Here is a 20,750-nt window from a genome sequence, read left to right on the forward strand (position 1 = left end):
AGTGGCAACAAAACGATCTTCAATCATGACAATGACATCACCACTCCCAACAAACAGCTTCTCTCGTAGACCCCTAACAGACTTGAGTCCTAATGACCCGATCGCCAGAAAAGAGGCCCAGCTACGGACCAAAATAGCGAAGCTTCAGGCTCAACAACGCCGCCAGAAACTCATTGAGGATCTGGAGGTGCCCAAGTGCTCCAAACCCAGGGGTTTTCGTTTCATCCATGCCTTCCTAGTTGTCCTGGGTCTCCATGTCGCAGCCGTTGGAGGCTTCTTCGGACTCTCTGCGCTGAGAAAGATGCACACCTCAGACAAAATGGCCCTGACTGAGAAAGCCCCAGCCTATGCAGGCGTGCCAAATCCTGAGCCTCAATCTGTCACTAGTTCAGCCCCAAATCATACTCCCAAACGCTCTGAAGGAAGCAACTCCAAGCACTACGCGAGCCTCGCCAAGAAAAAGAATACCGAGGATGCCGTAGCTGCCTCATCACCAGTGAGGGCATCGGCACCAGTAACCGAAAGCCCCAAGAAGGAGCAAGATCCAGTGCAGCAATCCGTCCAAAAGATCACCCCTGCAATCAAGGCACTCTTCACGCACCAGCCTGCACTGAAATCAACACCATCATCTAAGACCTCTGGTGTGGCTGATGCCCTTGCAACCATGGGAAGTCATGATTCTGCGGATGCATCCACCTCATCTGTGGTAGCCCCTTCTCATCCCCGTCCCCCAAACCCTTCGAGCTACGTCGTGGGGCCTGGAGACACCCTCTCCAAGGTAGCCTCCATGATGGGTATCCCCGCCGCGAAAATCAGAGAAGCAAATGGCCTGGAATCCGGCAACAGCCTGCGAGTCGGGCAAAAGCTAGCCATCCCTAGCCTGGACAAGACTCCACCTCCGCTCCAACTCGTGGAGAAAGAGCCCGAGAGCACTCCTAAAAAATCGGATCCCCCTGAAACCTTCACCCCGAAGCTAGAGCGCATAGCTCCCAACGGGGTCTACACAGTCCAACGTGGGGACAACTCCTACTCAATCGCCCATCGCCTCGGTGTCTCATTCACCGACCTGATGACTGCGAACAACATCACCAACCCAGCTGATGTGACGATCGGCATGCATCTCAAGGTGCCCAGCGGTGCTCTGGCCTCTAACTGAAACTCCACAAGACACACTTCGTGAACACAAAGAAAAAGCCCATCTATGACCCATCCTGCGACGAGGAGATAATGTCCATCGGAGGAAGTCTCAATCCCAAAGGCTATCTCATGGACATTAACGAGACCCTTTATCTATCTGCCACAAACGGCTTTTACCTACAGCGTCAGATTCGCCAAATCCGCAAGGGGAGAACATGGGAAACGTCCGAATTGGGAGAGTGCGATGAGTGCCCGGCATCCGGGAACATCAGGATTCTCAAAGTGCTGCGACCCATGAGCCGCACCCAGGTGATTCGGTATGTCGTCGATGCCTACATGCCGAGGCATGGAGGAGTTCATCTCGCTACTCACCTTGCTCTGGATAGCGCAGGCATTCCATCGAACTAACCCAAGTTCGTCATGCCCACCTCGCATCTATCGAATCCAACCAGCCGCACTCTCACATCATGACAACTGATATGCTGAGGATCGGGATCCTAGGGATCATGTGCCTTTTCGGCCTCTTCTCATGCCAGTCGCAGGGTGAGGAAGCAAATCGCGCAATTGAGCAAACAACTCTCGTCGTTAGCGTACGGGATCAGAAGATGGCGCTCATCAAGGAAGGTCGTCCACTTGTGATGTATCCCGTCTCGACATCCCGATTCGGAACCGGAGACAGACCGGGAAGCTACGCCACCCCACTGGGTCAACTGGTGGTACGTAAGAAGATAGGGAAGGGTTGCCGGTTGGGCACCGTCTTTAAGACAAGGATACCCACGGGCGAGGTGCTGCCTCCGAATGCACCAGGACGGGATCCCATCGTGAGTAGGATTCTTTGGCTTGATGGTCTGGAACCTCAGAACCGTCATGCCTTTGCCCGGTGCATCTATATTCATGGCACCCCACAGGAGAACCTACTTGGTAAACCCGTCAGCTACGGCTGTATCCGGATGCGCTCCAAGGATGTTGTATCCCTAGCCGATTCACTACCTACAGGGACACAAGTTATAATCACTTCCGACCATTTGCCAAAAGAGCACGCTGCTCATCAGAGACTTCTGGCGGCTGTGTTCTAATTATTTCCGTACTATCGAACTGGGCGGATTCTATGTGGTTTGCACGAGCAATATCGGCTCCCAGCAGCTGATGAGACCCACTCGGCTACCATTTGCAACACTGGAGAGGGCAGTACTGGCAGAGCTTCACCGGCACTTCAGGCCAGAACTGATTGGGAGGTTCGATGAGAAGATCGTTTTTAAGCCCCTCTCACCGGAGACCCGGAGGGAGATCGCGATGATCGTGATCGGCGAAGAAATCGAGCGTTATCGCAAGATGGGACTCGATCTCGCAGTGGATGCAGAAACCGTTGAAATGCTCGTCCGGAAGGGAATTACCAAGGGCTTAGGTGCCCGTCCCATGAAACGTACAGTTCAGAAGTTTTTGGGGGATGTTGTTAGGGAGAGGATTAAGAACTTAGGGGGCGTAGACTCGGCCATGTAGTTAGAAGAATCTCAGTAAATCCATGGGAGTCGAATGCTTCGAGATGAGTAATGGGAATTTGAAGACTCGTCGCGATAAGATTGGCATGATGCAATTCATTTTCTTGATGATGTTTGATATGAGCCTCATCAACATACACACCATCACGCTCTCTTAGGCGAAGGCTGATTAAATGAGGTAAATCATGGAAAACTACGATTGCATCGAGAGAAAGACGATTGAAAAACTCAATCGAGATTTCAACGATCTCATTGATGTCATTCAAAAGAGTAAAATGACCATCTAGAATAAGTTTTTGACCAATTAACACTAGTTTCCTGTGAACTCCATGAATTAGGATTTCCTGATTTGCGTTAGTGTTTTTTTGTAAATTCGAATCGACTAAAGCATTCTCTAAAGATTCGTTCTTGATAATCTCACTAGCGGTGAAATGTGGTATAAACAATTCTTTTCCGACCCGACTGCATATGGTCGTCTTACCAACACCATGTACCCCAGCTACAAATAATATACCCATCGTTAATTGAGATGTTTTTCCAAGCGGATCATGTCTTTTTTATTAACGTAACTAAAAGATTGAGGAGCCCGGAATCTCTTCCCAAAGATATTTATAGGCAGCAAAGGTTTTTTAAACGGGCGTACGGTGGTTAGCTCGATGCCGTAGGCCTTTTTCTTGCCATGAAGGTATGCGGTAAGTTTGTTTTTGGAGATTCCTCCGCCGACTTTAGCTGAAAGTTCGCATAATTTATTTGGTGAGGCTATCGTAACTTTTTTGACGCGAGCAACAGCAACTATATGTTGAACCGGGCTCGTAGCGTAAATCACGATTTTGTCGACAGGATACGCTGCCCAACAGCGCCTAAATTCAATACGCTTTTTACCTGAAAGAATCTGGTCAGTATAACACGGATGAATGGATATCAGAATTGATCTACTTTCCATATTTCATTATTAGATTAAGTGATTCATCTGAGATTTTAGTGATGCTTTGAGGGGACTTCTTTAAAACACAATTGCTTATGAGCCAATCGAGTGGTGCTTGATGTTCGAAGTGCTGAATTAAACGGAAAAGCATAACTCTTGTCTCTTTACATGCCATTAACTTTATTTCTTCCATCTTATAGACAGTCCGTCGCCTTACTTTGCTGGCGATTGCATCTGCGTCTTGAAGCGTATTATACGTTTCGACTACACCTAGACTTGTTACTGCTTGTTCATCTTTAGAGCGATAAAACAATACGATATCTCCAGGAGACATTGTCTTTGTTGGAGAATTGCATAAATAAGCTAACTTAATTGCATTTCCTGCAGAATTATCTTGAGTGAAGAAATCTAATTGTTGATTTTTCTGATTATAGTCTGGGAACAGTATATTGTGAAATCTAGGTAGTATAGGTACGATAAATTTTCCTATAGATGCATCTGATCGGAAATGCGGGAAGTATTTCTTTAGGTAAATGAAAGCATCGATCGCTTCACTAGGTGGCAGCACCGGATGCTGCTTTATATAAACTGCGTCTCTCCCATTAGAACCGGCATGGCTTCCAACTCGAGAAAAGCCGAAATCTTGCAGCATTTCAAAAAGGAAGTGATGTTGTTCGACATCTCCATGGATGAAGATATTTTGTATCTTATTAGCAGTTGCATAACGAAACGCTGCCTTTAAAAATAGCTCCCCGATCTTCCGTCCTCGCACTGATTCTCCCACTTTGAAGGTACATAACTTGAGAGCTGCACCCGGCAACCTCATTCCCTCAGCTGTAATGACCTCATCGTCCTGCTGTGCATAAATACAAAGCGCTCCAATACGACCTGAGTCCTCCCACGAAACCCAGGCCCTATTCCCATCTTTGGCTTTGGCATGAAACCAGTTGTCAAATGTTGGGTATCCTGCTCTTAAGCTAGTAAAGAAATCCGTTTCAAGGAGTGGAGTAAGCGAATAAAGAGGGACTTCCTCAATGTTTGGAAGCTCGACAGCGACTTTTGAGTGTAGACGCCGAAGTAAATCCTCCGCCGTCTGGATAGTGTAAACCTGTTCGACCAGCCCATATTTTTTGGCCTTCTCGTGAATTCCCTGATCCTCTGTTACCAGGGCATGAACTGCAGAGCATTTTAAGGCGTAGAGTATCTCATTGTCCGCTGCATCGTTTGGATTTGTCTCTGGTGTATTCCAGGGAGAGGCGGGGGCACGGTCAAGCCGAGGGTATTGTTTGATGCGATCCAGATTCTGCTTCAGCCGCTTCGGATCAGTATCGCGTCTAAAATCAGTTTCAGATGCAGGGTGATGGACTAGTTGATGCCCATTTTCGTTTGCCAAACGCACAAAGTTAGCCAGACCTGTTTTCAACACATGACTCGAGTCCTCAAGGGGAATAAGTATATTCGTATCGAGAAGAAAGCGCATCATGCGGTGAGATGTGTGACTTTTTTTCTAAGAGAATAAACGCAAGTCAAGATCAAGCAGTCGGATCTACTCGAGGACCTAGAGGTATCTATTCCGAAGGGGTTCTAGGTCGCTTGGCTGCCATGGATTATACATCAAGTCGCGATGCTGACGCATTTATTTTTCAAACCAATGACTTACGCTTTCACCATGGGTAGCTCCCCCCAGCTTGTCGTGTAGTGCGGGGAATGACGTTCGGCTTTCATCCTCCAGCCTTTACCTGATCGTTCTGTCCCCTGGGAGGCGCGGGTGATCACGGGGTTCTTGGGATCACCCATGCGGCGGTTGATCTCATCCACGATCTTGTCCACATCGATCCTGCCTGCTTGTGGCTGATCAAAGAGACTGGGTTGGTACTCATCCTCGGCAACGAGGTTGACCAGCTGAACCCCGGTCTTCTTGTAGCGGTAGCCTGGACGATAGATCTGACGGAGAAACTCCCTGGCAATAGTCATCAACTCCGCTGCTGAAGAGGTGGGTCTATCCAGCGTGATGGCAATCCCACGGGAATACTGGGGCTCATCCTTCTTGAAGCGGTTGGTCTGGAGGAAGACTTCCATCCTGGTAGCCAGTAGTCCGTATCGGCGGATCTTCTCGCTGGCGCGGGCAACATGGTTGGCAAGGGACTCTTCCAACTCCTCTAGGCCCTCTACAGGTCTTCCGAATGAGCGGCTGGCCATCACCCCCTTGCGATCAGGTGGCATCTCTTCCAGTTCCATGCAGGGAATGCCATTTAGTTCCCGGAGCATCCGCTCGCCTATCACCCCCATGCTCTTCCGGATTGCAGCTGGGTCAGCCTGTTTGAATTCCAAGGCGGTCTTGACGCCCATTCCCCTCAGCCGTTGAGCGAGGTTCTTCCCAACGCCCCAGAGGTCGCCGGTTTCCATTCCGGAGAGAATCCCATCCGGATCCCAGTAGCTGGTCAGATCAAAGACGCCCCCAGTGACAGCCTTGTTCTTCTTGGCGTGGCGGTTGGCTGCTTTGGCCAGCAGCTTGGTGGAACCAATTCCAATGCAGACGGGAATGCCAGTCCACTGCAGCACCTTGGCTCTGAGTGCTCGGGCCTGCTCCTCGGTGAATCCTGCTGAAACCTGAAGGAAAGCCTCGTCGATGGAGTAGACTTCGATGGCGGGAACCTCGTCCCTGAGGATGCTCATCACCCTGGCGCTCATGTCCCCGTAGAGTGTGTAATTGCTGCTGAAAACGTGGACCCCGTATTTTCGGATCACCGCCTGCGGTTCATGGAGGGGCGCACCCATGGGAATACCCAAGGCCTTGGCCTCGTCGCTGCGGGAGATGATGCAGCCATCGTTGTTGGAAAGCACCACCACCGGCTTCCCCATGAGCGCGGGGTTAAAGACCCGCTCGCAGGAGCAGAAGAAGTTGTTGCAATCGACGAGGGCAACTTTCACGAAATTAAATCACTAACTAACTGGCTTTTTTGCTTTGTTAATCCTTTTAGCAAGTTTTCCAAGATGGATCCGGTTTTTCAAAAACAACTCTTCAAGTGCATGTTCCATCAGTTTGAATGAACTGATAACATCCTTCCTGGCAGAAATAGAATGTGCTCCATCATTTCCTATCCACTTAATTGCTCTGAGCTTTTCTGCAACATCAGGCTTCTTTTCACTAAAAAAAGAAATTCTTTTATCAAGACATATTCTAACCCTCTTTTGTTTTTTATTTATAGCATACTTTTTAACCTTATAGTGATCCATTAATCTTTCCACAGCAATACGAACAGAATTAGCTGAAGATGATGGGCTTTTCCAAAATTGAGAAAAGGCCTCAAGTAAAGCCAGAGAAACATCTTCTGGATATACTTTATGTAATTTAAAGATGTGTATTGGAGGAGTGAAATATTCCGGAAATAATAAAGATGTGTATTGTTGTTGATTGGACAAGGTATTAATTTCCTCTTTAGTGTTAAAGTTTCCGACACAATATATATTTTCATTACATTCTTTATTTGGACATACAAGTCGTAAAAAAAATACTCCCGAATAATACTCAGGACTGCTATCAGCATACTCCATGCAAAACCAAGAATCAGCGGATTGAGCAAAATCAGGTTTTTTATTGTTAGCCCTAAGCTGAAAATCACACTTTGGGCATACAAATAAATTAAAATCATCGATGCTTAAGCTAGCCTTTAGTAATTGTGATTTTATCATTTAGCCTGATGGATGATGTAGGTAACAGATCCCCAGATCGTTAGTTCCTGATTCTCACCGACCTCAATGGGGGCGAAGGAATCATTGGCAGCCTCCAAGGTGATTCTGCCATTTACCTTGCGGAACCGTTTCACGGTGAATTCCCCGTCGATCATGGCCACCACGATCTGACGGTCAGTTGGGGTGACTGACTTATCGACGATCAGGGTATCTCCTGTATGGATTCCAGCATCACGCATCGATTCCCCTTTGACACGGACAAGGAAAGTTGCGGCAGGATTGCGGATCAGTTCCTCGTTAAGGTCGATCCCCCGCTCGAGGTGGTCGTCTGCTGGGGATGGAAAGCCTGCCTCCACGGACGCAGAAACCAGCGGGAGCTTCAGGCTTGTGCGCTTTTCAAAAGGGACGGGTGTGGAGAGAGACATGATCGTAAGGGCGAACGCTCATCAGATCTGTGAGAGCGATTCAATAGTTGCCGTCACATCTGCAAAAGTGTCTTTCCATTCTGATTCTACATCATAGTGGTGGGATACGAATCTCACACCGTCAGATTCCACACGGCTGAAAAAGTAGCAGGCATTTTTTGCACTACGAGGCGAAGGCCCAACCTGAATAAGAGGGAGAAGTTTTAAAGCTCCAGGGGAGCCCTTCTTATACAGATAAAGGCGCTCTACATCGAGCCAGATAGACATTGATCGATTCTCCTTCAGGAACTCGCTATTGCTCCCCATCTGAATTGAAACCTCATTTTCAAAGAGACCCCGTCTAGGGGTGCATGTTTGGGAGTGAATCAACTGCGTTTCTACCCATACATCCTCGAAGACCTCACGAAGCTTTTGGAGTTCTGCTAGAAGCATTTCATTCCTGTACCTTGCTTCCTCTGGGCTTACCAAGCCCCCGTGTCCTTTCCAGTCATTCCTCATTTTATTTGTGGCTGCAAAGATAGGTGAGAGCTCGGGACGGCTTAACATTCTTGGAAGAACCAGGGAGCGATCAGAGAATAACTCAGCACAAAGGTCTCTACTGTTGGCGGTTTCCTCAGGGTCCTTCTTCTCTGCTAAGAGTTCTCTTGTTCTAGCGCCAAGAAACTCGCTGACGCACTTCCATGTTCCAAATGTAGCGCGCCTGAATGTCAGGTTTTGCTTTTGCATGGCGTTATTGAGCCTTTCTTTGATGGGCGTGAAAATAGGCTCGTTAGAGCTATAGGCGCTCAGAAGAATAACGCTCAGAAACTCTGCTGTGCCCTCGAAGAAGTCGATCAGATGCTCGTATTTTGATTTGTAATCGTTACTCGGTGTGGCCTGCCATGCCCTCAGAATAGACGCCATTGGAAATGGAAGGGTCTCGAACCACTGATCGAGTCTCTCCGCTGCATGTTCTTTGACCCCGGTTCCAAGTCTCTTTGAAAGGACAGCTAGCTTTTTCTCAGCATCGGATGATGAGCTGGGATTTCCCCAAAGATCCCGGCGGATTTCACTCAACTCGCCTTGCAGCGCAAGCATCGTGTTTTGCTCCTCAGCAATACGGGCTTCTACATCAAGAACCAGTTGTTGTGTTTTTAGATCAGGAACAAAAACTCCTATGTACTGTAGCGACTCCTTGTTGAGTCTCGGAATAGTTGATCCCTTTTGGTTGCTGTATCGCAGCTCTTTGCCGAGGTCTGAATTCAGGAACCTTGCTACAAAAGCCGCGCTTGATCGGCTGGGGTCAATTGTAACCTGAGCATAGTTGTGTGTCTTGATGGCAAGCTCATCAATCGATGTAACGACATCACGGCTTCCGATTAGGGGGATGTAGAGCGAGTTCTCTCTATCCTCGAAAGCAAAGTCCTTGTCGATTCGTCCAAGTGTAATGGATGTCGAGAGATCGCACAGGGGGATAGCTGCCCCCCCAAATCTAGCTTCTGCCTCCTTGAGGCGTTCTTCTGCCCTTATTGATGCAAGCCCTCTATATGTGGTCGGTTCAACAAAGCGGCCCATTTCGAGAGAGCCGCCCTCTTTACGCAGGGTCATGTTCTCTAGGATCTGTGAGTTCATTTTTTGATCATTGGAGAGTTGACCCACAAACATTGGGCCGCTTTCAGAGCGCGTTATGATCACAAGAACAGTTGAAATCTCTGTATAGGGAGAAAAAGTCCCCTGAGGGAGGGTCAATGCCGCCTCTGCTTTCAGCCCTATTAACCCGAAATGTCTGAATACCGAACGGTTGCTGTTAAAAAACTGGGGTGTAACGATAAATGCACCTATTCCGGTTTCCGGTATCTGTCGCATGGTGTGAACCATCAACAGATGTGCAAAGTCATCACGAAGGGTGATTACCCCCTCCTCACCAGCATCTACCTCCAATGGTGAAGAATGCCGAAGACCAAATGGGAGAGATGAGATGATCAGGTCGTATTGTTTGAAATCCGACTCAAGCAATTGGTGTGTCCCCACACAATGCCACTCGATTTCAGGAAAGAGGATTTTTCCGAGGGAGTATTCACTCTGATTGACAGTAAATGCGGAAGCGCTCCTCGCTTCACATAGAAGATTCACATGCCCAATTAGGGATCCGTTACCTGCCCAAGGATCGCAAATTGCTTTCGCATTTCTGATTTTTGCGAATTCTCCGATGAAAGTAGCTAGCCAGCTTGGGGGTTGGCAGACTCCAGCACCTCGTCCTATACGGCTAGAGAATAGCATTCTGAACTGTTGCACCTGATCCTCGGGTAATGAGGACATCTTCCTTTTAATAAATCTCGCGAGTTCCTCCGCCCCGAGGAACTCGATCCCTTTCATTTCATCCAGCATAGCTTTCTGGCTTGGAGTAAGTCTTCTATCAGGGTTCATGGTTATCTATGTTTGATGGGATTATCCGACAGCCCGTGTTTTTACGTCATCAAGGATTGAAATAATCTGGTCAACCTGTGCTGGTTGAAAAACTCCATCCACGCCAAGGGGATTAAAATCAGTATAAGGTGATTCATACAGGCGACCTGCATCCATGATTCCATGTTCAGTCAGGTGATTCACTATCTCATCCAGAAACTCGATCTGGTTGGCCGTAAGGGCCTGCGTTGAGACAAAGGAATCCAATGCCCCTTTTGCCGCCTCACGATCCATGCCGACCAGTGAGCGAACAAAAATGCCGAGGCCATGGTTTTCCGCTTTGGCCTTCGCTACATCGGCAGCAGTCCCAATTCCATTCTCGGTCAAGATGCGCTCCAGCTCACAAAGATCAGAGGCCGTGAGCGGTTCATTGGTCCTCAGCTTGTGGATGGTAATGTGATCCTCATGCTCTCTCAGGAATCGCCTGGCCTTTTCACGGAAGCGTTCAAAATCCTGCCCCCCGACGACCCCTGGCAGCTCAATCGGCTTCTCTTCGCCCTTCTCATCCTCGAAGTCCGTATAGATCGGCTTCCGGTTCTTCTTTTCGATGAGCTTAATGAGCAACCGAAGGCGCTTCCTGACATTTTCCAGCAAAGGCACGGTGACATGCTCCCAGTATTCCTCCGTCTGGATCTGTTCGATCAGGACCATATGATCCCGTACCATCGGGATGCTTTCCTTCTCTTCAAGTAGCCCCGCTATGGCGATGACTTGATCTCGAAGACGTATAAAGCCTGGCCCCGTCGTGAGAACCGCCAGCTGGAGATTCAGGATCAACAGATCAAAGCGTTTGGCCTCCTCCTCGTCTGTTTCGATTTCTGATGGAAGTCCCGCAACCTGACGAGCCAGTTCCTCACCCTGTTCATTCGTGAGGACATCCCAGGAGCTAGGTTCCACATACTTCTCGATCAACCTCCGCTTGGGCCGCACCACAAAATTCTCCAGATTCATTCCACTCACCTCCTCATGGAGCAGACCAGCGGTTTCCTTCCGCAGTTCCTCCAGGGCGGTGTTACCCTCCTTGCCGCGAACCTCGGCACCGATCTTTTCATCGAGCTCAGCAATTATCTGAAGGCGCTTCACAAAGAGTTTCTTACCGAGCGAAGGAGCAACATTGCCCTCGGTGGCTTCAGGATTCTGACTGAAGAACTCTAGGTTCTGGCAAAAGTCGAAGATGTAGAAGAACTCCTTGTTCTGCCCGGGTCCGAAAAGATCAGGGCAGAGTCGCGTTCCTCGACCAATCATCTGCCAGAATTTCGTCTTCGAGCGCACGAGCTTGAAGAAAACGACATTTAGCACTTCTGGGACATCGATTCCGGTGTCGAGCATGTCTACCGAGATAGCGATATGGGGTGCGCCATCTTTGACGGAGAAGTCCTCGATCAGATCCTGAGCATACTCCGTCTTAAAGGTAATCACCCTGGCGAACTCTCCCCTGTAGTGTGGGTAGTTGGCATTAAAGCGCTCCCCGATGAACTCAGCATGGGCCTGATTCTTGGCAAAGATGATCGTTTTCCCTAGCCGGTCGCCACCAGCCACCTTCTGACCATGGGTCATCAGGTGCTCCAGCACTTTATCGACTGTGTCCTTGTTGAAGAGCCACTTGTTCACCATCTCAGCCTCCACTCGGGCTGGAGTGTTCCCCTCCTCATCCCACTCTAGGGCATCCCATGCCTCCTTCTCCTCCTCAGAGAGATCATCGTAGGAGATTCCCTCTCTTTGGAACTTCAGCGGCACTGAGACCGCCTTGGGCGGCACCAAATAGCCATCCTTCACTGCTTCCTCGAGAGGGTAGGCATCCGTGGGAACTCCATTCTCCAACTCAAACAGACTGTAGGTATTCCGATCCACCTCATCCTTTGGCGTCGCAGTCAGTCCGACCAAAAGAGAGTCAAAGTAGTCGAAGATCGCCCTGTATTTCTGGAAGACCGAGCGATGCGCCTCATCGATGATGATCAGGTCAAAGTGCCCTGGGCCAAATCGTCGCTGACCATCCTTCGTCTCATCTATCAGACCCATCATCGTCGGATAGGTCGACACATAGACGCGGCCCTCCGTCTCCTTCTCGGTCACGAGATTCACGGGCGCAGAGTCGGGCAGATATGCCTTGAAGGCATTCACAGCCTGCTTCACCAGAGCGATACGATCGGCTAGGAAGAGAACCCTTTTCGCCCAGTTGCAGCGCATCAGGAGATCCGAAAGAGCAATCACTGTACGAGTCTTGCCTGCCCCAGTGGCCATAACGATAAGGGCCTTGCGATCATGATCCTTTTGGAAGGCATCACCGATACGTCGGATGGCCCTCTCCTGATAGTAGCGCTCGACGATCCCCTTGTTAATCTCGGTCCCAGCAAGCGGCTTCCTTGAGGATCGGCGCTGAATCATCAGCTCCAGCTCATCCTTCTTGTAAAAGCCCTGCACAGGTCTCGGAGGATAGCTCGTGTCATCCCAGATCCAGTGTTCATAGCCATTGGTGTAGAAAATGACCGGCCTGCGCCCATACATCGCCTCCAGACAGTCGGCATAGAGCTTCGCCTGTTGCTGGCCGACACGGGGATCGCGCTTCGTCCGCTTGGCCTCTACGACGGCGAGAGGGAGCCCGTCATCTCCCCAGAGGACATAATCGACGAATCCCTCACTCTTCTCATTGGGCATCCCTGTCACAGGAAACTCCCGATCACGCTCCTGATCGAGAGCCCATCCGGATTCCTTCAGCAGCAGATCGATGAAGTAGTCCCGAGTCTCTGCTTCCGAGTAGTCGTGATCATCCTCCTGTTTGGCATTTGCCCTCCTGGCTTCCGCGACCTCAGCCCGGAGACGCTTGAGTTCATCATCGAGCCCTGCACGCTCCTCCAAGAGGGTTGAGAGTTTCTCATCCTTTTGCTTCAGATCCGATTCCAGCTTCTGAAGTTGTTCAGGATTCTGGGGCTCAGCTCCTGAGACTGCGGCAGCCTTCGGTAGCAGCTCCGGATTGAATGCAAGATCCGCAGCAGGCTTCGATCCCTTCCCATATGTCTGGACCAGCCAGTAGCTCAGATGAAAGAGTTCCTTCACCGCCATCAGGGCATCGTACTGCCGGATTGGTTTATGGCTGTGGACTGCTAGGTTGCCGACTTCCCTGATCAGTTGCACCTTGGCAAAGATCATTGGGCCAACTGTATTCCGGAAGCTCGGCTCATGAATCAGAGCGCTGAGATTTTCCTGATAGGGCAGCTTCAGATCCCCATCGTTCTTGTAGATCCAGTGGACTGCGAGTTCCAGTGACCTCCTCGCATAGAAGCAGGCCGCCCTCGGGTCGGGATAGACCAATGACTCTGACTTAGACGCTGCGTCCTGCAGAGCAGTCCATTCTGTGGCTAGGAAGGAGAATTGGCTCATGGGAAGGGTCTTTTTCTAGGTCCTAATTTTGGGAACTTTTACAACGACATCCAGCTTTCTGTGGATGAGGGATATCAGCGATAGGTAATCAGCCGCATCATCCTCACCCTCCCAAAGTATCTTTGGCTCATGAGCCAAAGGGTTTCTTACTGCGGCAAAACAGCCTTTAATTAAAGCGGCAAAACCCTTGTGTTCCGATTGTTCCGTCTCAGTCCGAAGGGAATTGATTGCTAAAATCGGGGAGTCAATGGAGAAGACGACATCAATGAGCTTGGCCCCGTCATAATGGAATCCTGAAAGGTCTCTGATACGCTGAGCGAGCCCCTTTGACGCCTCAAAAACGGCATGAAAATAGTTCTCTTGCAAAAGTTCTGCCTGACAGTACTTCAGCACCTCTGCATGGATCTTTCTTCCTTCAAACTTTGTGCGTATCGTGCGAGCTCTTTTCTCGGCTTCATCAAGGGTGCGTGCAGTGTCGCATTTCCTCATCTTTCCATCTTTCCCATATTCTAACCCAGAGAAGGAAAGAAGTGCGTTTAGCTGCTGCCGATGGGATTCAAACTCTTCATTGCGCCCAATAAACCGCGCAGGGATTAGGAAGGATTGGATAAAATCGATAATCTTGTTGGCGCAGGCATGCTGATGCTGGGTTTTAAGAAATACCCAATAAATCCTACGCCATTTTGTTGATTCACCCGACAAGTCTTCAAGACTGCGATCCTGGAAAACACGGGTGATGTCGGTTCCTGAACCACAATTACCGAGTAGTTTGGCAAGGCCCTCAATCTGGCCTTCGGGAAATGGCGGGATCTTACTCATGATAACGCCTTTGATTTAGGAAATCGGTGGTGACGAGCTTGGATTTCTTGTTTTGGGACATAGAGGGAGAATCAATCAATTGTGAACAGAGGATGGTCAATCAACCAAGCTCTCCAGAATCGCCCGGCTTGGGATCAAGATTCTGGAACTCGAATCGCGCTAGGTTGATTAACACGGATTGTACCTCCACGGCCTGCTTTTTGGCATCCTCACTAGAAGCGAGACCATTGCGTAGAATCATTTTGATCTCCTCATCCATTCCCCACCAGTAAGGGATCTCTTTTTCTCTATTCTTGTCTGGAAAGACAATTCTATGGAAGCAGTCCATAGCCACCTCCGGATAGTTGGCTGAGTATTCGGCCAGCGGCTTGATCACCATGAAGTCATGGCCATCGCCGATGAACGGGCGCAAAATCAGAACTCTTTGAAGAATCTTCACCGTCCACTCGGCATCCAGCTGCTGGGCGTCCACCCAGGTCCAGAAGCCCTCCAACTCTACAAGTTGGTCGCTTTTGATTCCGGATTGTTCCAGTTCTCTCAACCGCCACTCCATGAGATTACAAAAACGCTCTTGGACATCATTAGGGACCCCCTCTTTGGTGGTTCTCATACTCCTGCCGATAAAAGTGAGCAGGTGAGCCTTAAGAGCGACCGTCCCATTCTTGTAGAACCGATCTAGTAGATTGCCTGATGCATCTGGTTGATCAGGAAGGGGAAGATTTCCCCACCAGTAGTAAGCGGCCAGATGGTGGACGAGACCCTCGCCGGGATCCCACTGACGGGAATCCTTTTCACGAGGATCCTGAGAGATCGATCTGATTGCTCTGACATACTCTTTCCCAAGAGCCTCAAACGCAGTTTTCGTGGCCCCCTGCATCGTGACGAAGCAGCTCCAGACAGCATTCCTCTCTGCTACACGATCAGCAGGGAAGAGATCATCGAGGTGCGTCTCCACCCATTCACGATGGAAATGGAGGAGCATGCCCATCTTTTCTCCGTAGATTCCACGGCCAGCCAGCGTCGGCTCCGCCCTGAGACGCGCTTCCAGAAGCTCAAGCACGCGCTTCTTCAAGTCATCCCTCTGTGCCCCATCCTCAGAATGAAGAACTCGATCCAGGTCAAAGAGAGCACGCATAGCCACCAACCGCGTTGTATTCAGCGATGTCATGGCCAGCTCTCCTGGTGACTCCGTATCCTTTCCATCCTTCTCGGGATCCGGATGTTGTAGGAGCAGGGCGATACAGCCCAGCAACTGATCCCATGCAGTGCTTGGGAAGTTGACCTCCTTCTTGGAGATCGCTCCTTCCAGACCTCTGGCAATCTCGATTCCCAGGTTGCGATTCTCAGAGCCAGCCAGCTTCAGGATCACCCCATGGATGGCCCATGCAGTTTCTGTGAGCAGTGAAGACCAATCCAGCGGAGTGCCAGCGAAGGCTGCCTCGAAGCATCCTTGCAAGATGCTCAGATACCGATCAACAGAGAGACGCTCGTGATCGGATAGGATACGATACTTTTGAATGTCTTTGAGAAAAAACTCAGGCTGCTTGAGAGCAGCACTTTTCAGAGCCCCCTGCAGACCCCACTCATCAACCTCATCAAGGTGCTGTTTCTGCTTCCATGCCCTGATTTCAGAAAGGACCCAATCGTTCGGCTCAGTGAGAATGGTTTCTACCGTAAACGGACTTTCATTCGGCATGATTTGCACATCGCTCTTCCAAGACCTAAAGGCTGGATGCCCTGGAGTCTTGAAATGCTCATGCAATTCATTGAATCGTTCCTGCCATTGTTCGGGCAGTTTCCCATTCAGGAGAGAGAGTTGCTGATATTGCCAGTAACGTTTCCAGATATCGAGAGTTTCCTCGTCGGGAGGGGCTCCCTCGTGGTCCTGCATGTAATATTCAATGCGAGTAGAGAGATCAGGCCCTCCCTCGATCCATCCTAAAATCCTATTTTTGTCTTCTTCGACGAGACTGTCGAATTTCTCCTCGAGCATGACGAACCACTCGTGAGGGTTATCCGCTCCCAAAACAGCACCTGCATCCAATTCATTGTTAACCTGTTGGATTGCCCCAAATTCCCGAATTAGATGGAGATTCAATCGCTTAAAAATCAGCCAAGGGAAGGCCTTTAATATTTCAACTGCTTCATTTAATCGCGCAGGCCGTCCTGATATAACTCTTTCAGATAAGTCGCGGATTCCTATTACGAGATATTCCCTGTGGTCGTAGTCTCGAAGCTGATCACTAGGCTCTACGGAACCCATCCATATTTCTGAGTAATCATCCCACTTTCTGTCTTCAGAACCTTTATTTACGCCTGAATGAGTGATCGCATCCGATAAGAGATCACAGTAAATCTTCAGGAGATTCAGTACATCATCAGGCTGAACCTTCAGAGTTATTTCAGAAACTAAAGATTTGTAATCATATAGATCCCATATCGAATCGGTTTTTGATATTCTAACAAGTTGATCGAGATCACTTTGAGTATCTGAATCAGAATTTTCCTCTAATTCAAAGTCGAGACGTAGTACTGCGAGAATTAGATCCGCGACATCTTTGGTGAGACCACTTGAGATCAGATGAGCAATAAAGTTTTGGTATGATAAATGGGATCGCCCAGGATTTCTTTCTTTCAACCATGCTTTTGCATAGGAGATAAAGTCCGTAGCTAGATTGATTGGAAGTTGGCTTGCAATACCTAGCAGCCTCTGCTGGATGAATGGCGTTGCCCTCGTTGCTAGCTTCAGAGCAGCTTTCTGTGCTGGATCAGGCGTTTCGACTACAAACTTTTCCAAGAAAAAAACTTCGGGAAGTAGTGGGTTTGGTGAATCTGGATTAGGACCATATCTTTCCCCAACATCAAACCACCCGTTTTCCAAGAGAATATGAACCCACTTACTATCAGTAATGCATTCAAAGAAGAATACGCGCTCTGCCCATTGATCAAAAAGAAGATAGATTGCCTCTAATGTATCCCTTGATGGCAGAAATGTTAGTTCTACAATAGTTTTTATCTCATTAAACTTAGCAGGTTCATTGGGCCGAAGATATTTTAGAAGAATATTTTCAAGGCTCTCAATTTGTTTATTTAGTGGAAACCTAGATGCCCTAGACTTATGATGAGCATAATCAGTAAACCGATCATAGAGCTCCTTCCAACTGTTTATATCATCCTCAAACGAGGCTGGCTTAGGACGACTTTTCTGTAGTTTCCTGAGAGTTTTTTCAGCTTTGGCCAACTTCGGCCCTCGTTCGTTATCAATCCACGTACAAAAATCAAGGAATGAAGAAATAAAGCCTGATAGTATATTGCTATCTAAGTCTTTAAATGAAGGTTTCTTTTCAAGAAAATAGCTTTCATATTCACTTCGCAGGTTGTTTTCAACATATTGCCCCATGCTAATTCCTCCGCCTTCTCTTCCGATCCAGAAGTTAGCTTTCTCTATGACTTCCCGAAATCCATGGGCTGATAATGCTTCAAAATCAGAGCATTTGCTAAAACTAACCTCCAATGCCCCTCGATATATATGTGCTATTCTATTATCATGGTGACTCAATAAATTGAAAACTAATAGAGTTTTCCCTTCTAGTGAAAATTTTCTGGCTCCATCAGTATTACTATCTCCAAAGTCTGAGGGTTCAAAACTCATAACTTCCCTGAGAAAGCCCTGTGCTGAAGTGAGGCGAAGAGGGTGTCGAGTTCAACCAGGGAGGCGCGTTGGGTAGATTTGAGCTTTTTAACGGTAGTAACTCGATTGGCGAATTTGCGCTGCAACTCGATTGGTGGAACTGGAATAAGAAACGACCGAATATCGTCAAAGTTCAATCCAGCTTTCACTGCATGCCGATTCCTCCCAAATACTTGACGCTCACCAGCGGGAGAAGCGAAGTATGCAGAGAGAAATCGTGGAACGAGTGCTTTGCTTCTCAGAATCGAAAGATGCTGATTGATGTATGCAGTTCCAAGACCTTCAGGAACGACTGCCGTGCGGCCTAAATCAGCGGTGATGCTTAAAAGAACGTCTCCAGTCTGAACTCTGGTCCGTTTTGCTTCGGCAGTATCAGGTGCTTTGACAAAGGCAATGTCATCTAGAAGGAGATGATCTCTCCGGACATTTTGGATGCGAAGAAATAGATCGCCGGACTCAGAATAGTATTCTGCCCATCCACGAGAACCGCTCGTTAGAAATTCAAGTAACTCCCCCAACTTCTTGGTTGGCCATTTCTCTAAAATCGAGGAGGGATCCCCAAACATCTCCAGAAAGATGGATTGGGTTAGGGTGTCGAGTTGGGCGAGAGCGGCGCGGCGCTTGGCTCGAACTTCCTCAGCCTTATCTAGCACCTCGGCAATACGCTTCTGCTCTTCCAACGGAGGCAGGGGGATTAGCAGTTTCAGGCAACGGTCAAAATTGAGATTTGATATGTTGGTAGTCTTTTGACCAAAGCTTCTCAAAAGAGCCTGAATCTTTCCCGAAGCAAACCAATGATAGAGATATCGGTTGAATACTTTTCCTTTCTTTCCCCTAAGGACAGAAATGAAACCTCCAAAGCTAGCACGGTAAGGCAACTGAGGTATCCAGCAGCATTTCCCGACTAGGTTCCAACTGTTTGCACTCGACACAAGAATGTCGCCGCACTGAAGCATTTGCTCCTCTCTTCTCACAAAAACCTCCCCCACTGCCCATACGTCCGAGAGATGTATTTCCGTCTGAACATTTTTTGTGCGCATACACGCCACAGACCCTGGAGTATCCAAGGACACAACATCATCCGGCTTGAAATTGATACCTCGAATGAAGTCAGCAACCTCACCAAGCGCCACCATGGAGGGGGCTTTTGTCATGAGCCAATCATCTCCTCCAGTTCCTTCATCCCGAGGACGATTTCTTTCTCCAGCTCGGCGAGGCTGGCGATGATCTCCTTGGGTGGCTTGTGGGCCACCAACTCGTGGACGACTTCCTTGTAACGATTCAGCGAGAGGTCGTAGCCCTGGGCCGCGATGTCACCCTTTGGCACGCAGAAGCTCTGGGCCGTCCGGGGATTTCCTTTCTCTGATCCATCACGCTGGCTCCATCGGGTCAGGAGATCGGGGAGATTATTCTTGGGATGTTCCTCGGTGGAGAGCTGTTCCCGAGTGACGGAACCGAGCTTCTCAGAGGAGAGTAGTGGGGTGCGCTTGTCATCCAGGCTCCACCCATCAGCGGAGACATCATAGAACCAGACATGATCTGTGCCTCCGGAGTTTGTCTTGGTGAAGAGCAGGATCGCCGTGGAGACTCCGGCATAGGGCTTGAAAACACCTCCGGGGAGGGAGATGACGGCATCGAGCTTCTGCTCCTCGACCAGTAGGCGGCGGAGTTCTTTGTGGGCCTTCGACGAGCCGAAGAGGACTCCATCAGGAACGATGACGGCTGCGCGGCCTCCCGGCTTCAGCAGTCGGAGGAAGAGGATCATGAAGAGGAGCTCGGTCTTCTTGGTTTTGACAACTTGGAGGAGGTCTTTGGCACAGTTCTCGTAGTCGAGGGATCCGGCGAAAGGAGGATTAGCCAGAACGAGGGTGTATTTCTCCTCTTCCCCAGCATGATCCTGTCCGAGGGAGTCGCGGTAGCGGATGTCGGGATTCTCCACTCCGTGGAGCTGCATATTCATGCTGCCGATACGGAGCATGGTGTTGTCGAAATCGAACCCATGAAACATCCCCTCGTGAAAGTGCTTCCTTAGCGCGGTATCCCGCAGGATCTCGGGGTGGTGGTCACGGAGGTGCTCTCCCGCGGCCACGAGGAAGCCGCAGGTGCCGCTGGCTGGGTCGCAGATGACATCCTTCGCTGTAGGGGCCGTCAGCTCGACCATGAGCTGAATGATGTGGCGGGGTGTCCGGAACTGACCATTCCTGCCGGCCGAGGCGATCTTTCCGAGCATGTACTCGTAGAGATCTCCCTTGGTATCCCGGTCCTCCATGGGGATGTGGTCGATCATGTCGACGACCTTGGCCAGTAGGGAGGCCTTCGGGATGGTGAAGCGGGCATCCTTCATATGATGCGCGTAGGTGGAGCCATCTCCGCCGAGGTTGCGGAGGAAGGGGAAGACATGCTCACCGATCACCGCAAACATTTCTGCAGGGGCGAAGTTCCTGAACCGTGACCAACGCAGATCCTCATAGGAGCGTCCTTTGGGATCTTTCCCCTCGGGGAAAATACGTCTCTCAATCGACTTACCCAGGCGAGCCGCCTTGCTCTCCTCCAAAGTCTGAAGATCATCCAAGCGCTTCAGAAAGAGCAGGTAGGTGATCTGCTCGATGACCTCCAGGGGATTGGAGAGCCCACCTGTGGCAAACTCATTCCAGATACGATCAACTTGATTGCGAATTTCCCCGGTCAGCATGGTGTATGACAGATAGCGGTCAGAGTGGTAGGTGGCGAGGAGGGAA

General features: G+C 49.5%; 15 protein-coding genes and 1 pseudogene. 4 read left to right on the forward strand and 12 right to left on the reverse strand.

The genetic code is table 11. The features are described from left to right. Window positions 1-82: 82 nt before the first annotated feature. The 4 genes from K8R57_07440 (at window position 83) to K8R57_07455 (ending at window position 2,637) form a co-directional block, all read left to right on the forward strand. On the forward strand, window positions 83-1,156 hold the full coding sequence (locus K8R57_07440; GenBank protein ID MCE9588130.1) for a LysM peptidoglycan-binding domain-containing protein: 1,074 nt from the start codon (window positions 83-85) through the stop codon (window positions 1,154-1,156). Window positions 1,157-1,176: 20 nt separating this feature from the next. Then, window positions 1,177-1,545, forward strand: a complete 369-nt coding sequence (locus K8R57_07445; protein MCE9588131.1) for a hypothetical protein — start codon at window positions 1,177-1,179, stop codon at window positions 1,543-1,545. 98 nt (window positions 1,546-1,643) lie between these two features. Further along, window positions 1,644-2,213, forward strand: coding sequence for a L,D-transpeptidase (locus K8R57_07450; GenBank protein ID MCE9588132.1), 570 nt, complete (start codon window positions 1,644-1,646; stop codon window positions 2,211-2,213). A 34-nt stretch (window positions 2,214-2,247) separates the two neighbouring features. Further along, on the forward strand, window positions 2,248-2,637 hold the full coding sequence (locus K8R57_07455; protein ID MCE9588133.1) for a hypothetical protein: 390 nt from the start codon (window positions 2,248-2,250) through the stop codon (window positions 2,635-2,637). Here K8R57_07455 and K8R57_07460 read toward each other — a convergent pair. The 12 genes and pseudogenes from K8R57_07460 to K8R57_07515 form a co-directional block, all read right to left on the reverse strand. Continuing rightward, on the reverse strand, window positions 2,603-3,154 hold the full coding sequence (locus tag K8R57_07460; GenBank protein MCE9588134.1) for an AAA family ATPase: 552 nt from the start codon (window positions 3,152-3,154) through the stop codon (window positions 2,603-2,605). The genes K8R57_07455 and K8R57_07460 overlap by 35 nt on opposite strands. A 2-nt stretch (window positions 3,155-3,156) precedes the next feature. Beyond that, window positions 3,157-3,579 (reverse strand): ASCH domain-containing protein, encoded by a 423-nt coding sequence (locus tag K8R57_07465; GenBank protein MCE9588135.1) that lies wholly within the window; start codon window positions 3,577-3,579, stop codon window positions 3,157-3,159. After that, window positions 3,569-5,041, reverse strand: coding sequence for an EVE domain-containing protein (locus tag K8R57_07470; protein MCE9588136.1), 1,473 nt, complete (start codon window positions 5,039-5,041; stop codon window positions 3,569-3,571). The genes K8R57_07465 and K8R57_07470 overlap by 11 nt, the downstream gene beginning before the upstream one ends. A gap of 176 nt (window positions 5,042-5,217) precedes the next feature. Continuing rightward, window positions 5,218-6,483, reverse strand: a pseudogene (locus K8R57_07475) (Y-family DNA polymerase). Between the two features lie 21 nt (window positions 6,484-6,504). Continuing rightward, on the reverse strand, window positions 6,505-7,254 hold the full coding sequence (locus K8R57_07480) for a DUF4145 domain-containing protein (protein MCE9588137.1): 750 nt from the start codon (window positions 7,252-7,254) through the stop codon (window positions 6,505-6,507). Further along, entirely contained in the window at window positions 7,251-7,679 is a 429-nt protein-coding gene (gene umuD / locus K8R57_07485) for a translesion error-prone DNA polymerase V autoproteolytic subunit (GenBank protein ID MCE9588138.1), read from the reverse strand. The genes K8R57_07480 and umuD overlap by 4 nt, the downstream gene beginning before the upstream one ends. A gap of 21 nt (window positions 7,680-7,700) precedes the next feature. Continuing rightward, window positions 7,701-10,085 (reverse strand): hypothetical protein, encoded by a 2,385-nt coding sequence (locus K8R57_07490; protein MCE9588139.1) that lies wholly within the window; start codon window positions 10,083-10,085, stop codon window positions 7,701-7,703. A gap of 21 nt (window positions 10,086-10,106) precedes the next feature. After that, window positions 10,107-13,502 carry a DEAD/DEAH box helicase family protein gene (locus K8R57_07495; GenBank protein MCE9588140.1) on the reverse strand — a complete coding sequence of 1,132 codons (3,396 nt, stop codon included), beginning with the start codon at window positions 13,500-13,502 and terminating at the stop codon, window positions 10,107-10,109. A gap of 15 nt (window positions 13,503-13,517) precedes the next feature. Continuing rightward, entirely contained in the window at window positions 13,518-14,321 is an 804-nt protein-coding gene (locus K8R57_07500) for a TIGR02391 family protein (GenBank protein ID MCE9588141.1), read from the reverse strand. Between the two features lie 100 nt (window positions 14,322-14,421). Continuing rightward, window positions 14,422-17,973, reverse strand: coding sequence for a hypothetical protein (locus K8R57_07505; protein MCE9588142.1), 3,552 nt, complete (start codon window positions 17,971-17,973; stop codon window positions 14,422-14,424). Then, a complete protein-coding gene (locus K8R57_07510) occupies window positions 17,970-19,166 on the reverse strand; it encodes a restriction endonuclease subunit S (protein MCE9588143.1) in 1,197 nt (398 codons plus the stop codon). The genes K8R57_07505 and K8R57_07510 overlap by 4 nt, the downstream gene beginning before the upstream one ends. After that, window positions 19,163-20,704 carry a type I restriction-modification system subunit M gene (locus K8R57_07515; protein MCE9588144.1) on the reverse strand — a complete coding sequence of 514 codons (1,542 nt, stop codon included), beginning with the start codon at window positions 20,702-20,704 and terminating at the stop codon, window positions 19,163-19,165. The genes K8R57_07510 and K8R57_07515 overlap by 4 nt, the downstream gene beginning before the upstream one ends. Between the last annotated feature and the right edge of the window lie 46 nt (window positions 20,705-20,750).

Source organism: Verrucomicrobiota bacterium (genome assembly GCA_021413925.1).
Taxonomy (GTDB): Bacteria; Verrucomicrobiota; Verrucomicrobiia; order Chthoniobacterales; family UBA6821; genus UBA6821.

Coding starts and splice junctions, on each gene's coding strand:
- K8R57_07515 (MCE9588144.1), bottom strand. CDS start 20,704: ATGCTGACCGGGGAAATTCGCAATCAAGTTGATCGTATCTGGAATGAG.
- K8R57_07480 (MCE9588137.1), bottom strand. CDS start 7,254: ATGATAAAATCACAATTACTAAAGGCTAGCTTAAGCATCGATGATTTT.
- K8R57_07505 (MCE9588142.1), bottom strand. CDS start 17,973: ATGAGTTTTGAACCCTCAGACTTTGGAGATAGTAATACTGATGGAGCC.
- umuD (MCE9588138.1), bottom strand. CDS start 7,679: ATGTCTCTCTCCACACCCGTCCCTTTTGAAAAGCGCACAAGCCTGAAG.
- K8R57_07465 (MCE9588135.1), bottom strand. CDS start 3,579: ATGGAAAGTAGATCAATTCTGATATCCATTCATCCGTGTTATACTGAC.
- K8R57_07450 (MCE9588132.1), top strand. CDS start 1,644: ATGTGCCTTTTCGGCCTCTTCTCATGCCAGTCGCAGGGTGAGGAAGCA.
- K8R57_07510 (MCE9588143.1), bottom strand. CDS start 19,166: ATGACAAAAGCCCCCTCCATGGTGGCGCTTGGTGAGGTTGCTGACTTC.
- K8R57_07500 (MCE9588141.1), bottom strand. CDS start 14,321: ATGAGTAAGATCCCGCCATTTCCCGAAGGCCAGATTGAGGGCCTTGCC.
- K8R57_07470 (MCE9588136.1), bottom strand. CDS start 5,041: ATGCGCTTTCTTCTCGATACGAATATACTTATTCCCCTTGAGGACTCG.
- K8R57_07495 (MCE9588140.1), bottom strand. CDS start 13,502: ATGAGCCAATTCTCCTTCCTAGCCACAGAATGGACTGCTCTGCAGGAC.
- K8R57_07460 (MCE9588134.1), bottom strand. CDS start 3,154: ATGGGTATATTATTTGTAGCTGGGGTACATGGTGTTGGTAAGACGACC.
- K8R57_07490 (MCE9588139.1), bottom strand. CDS start 10,085: ATGAACCCTGATAGAAGACTTACTCCAAGCCAGAAAGCTATGCTGGAT.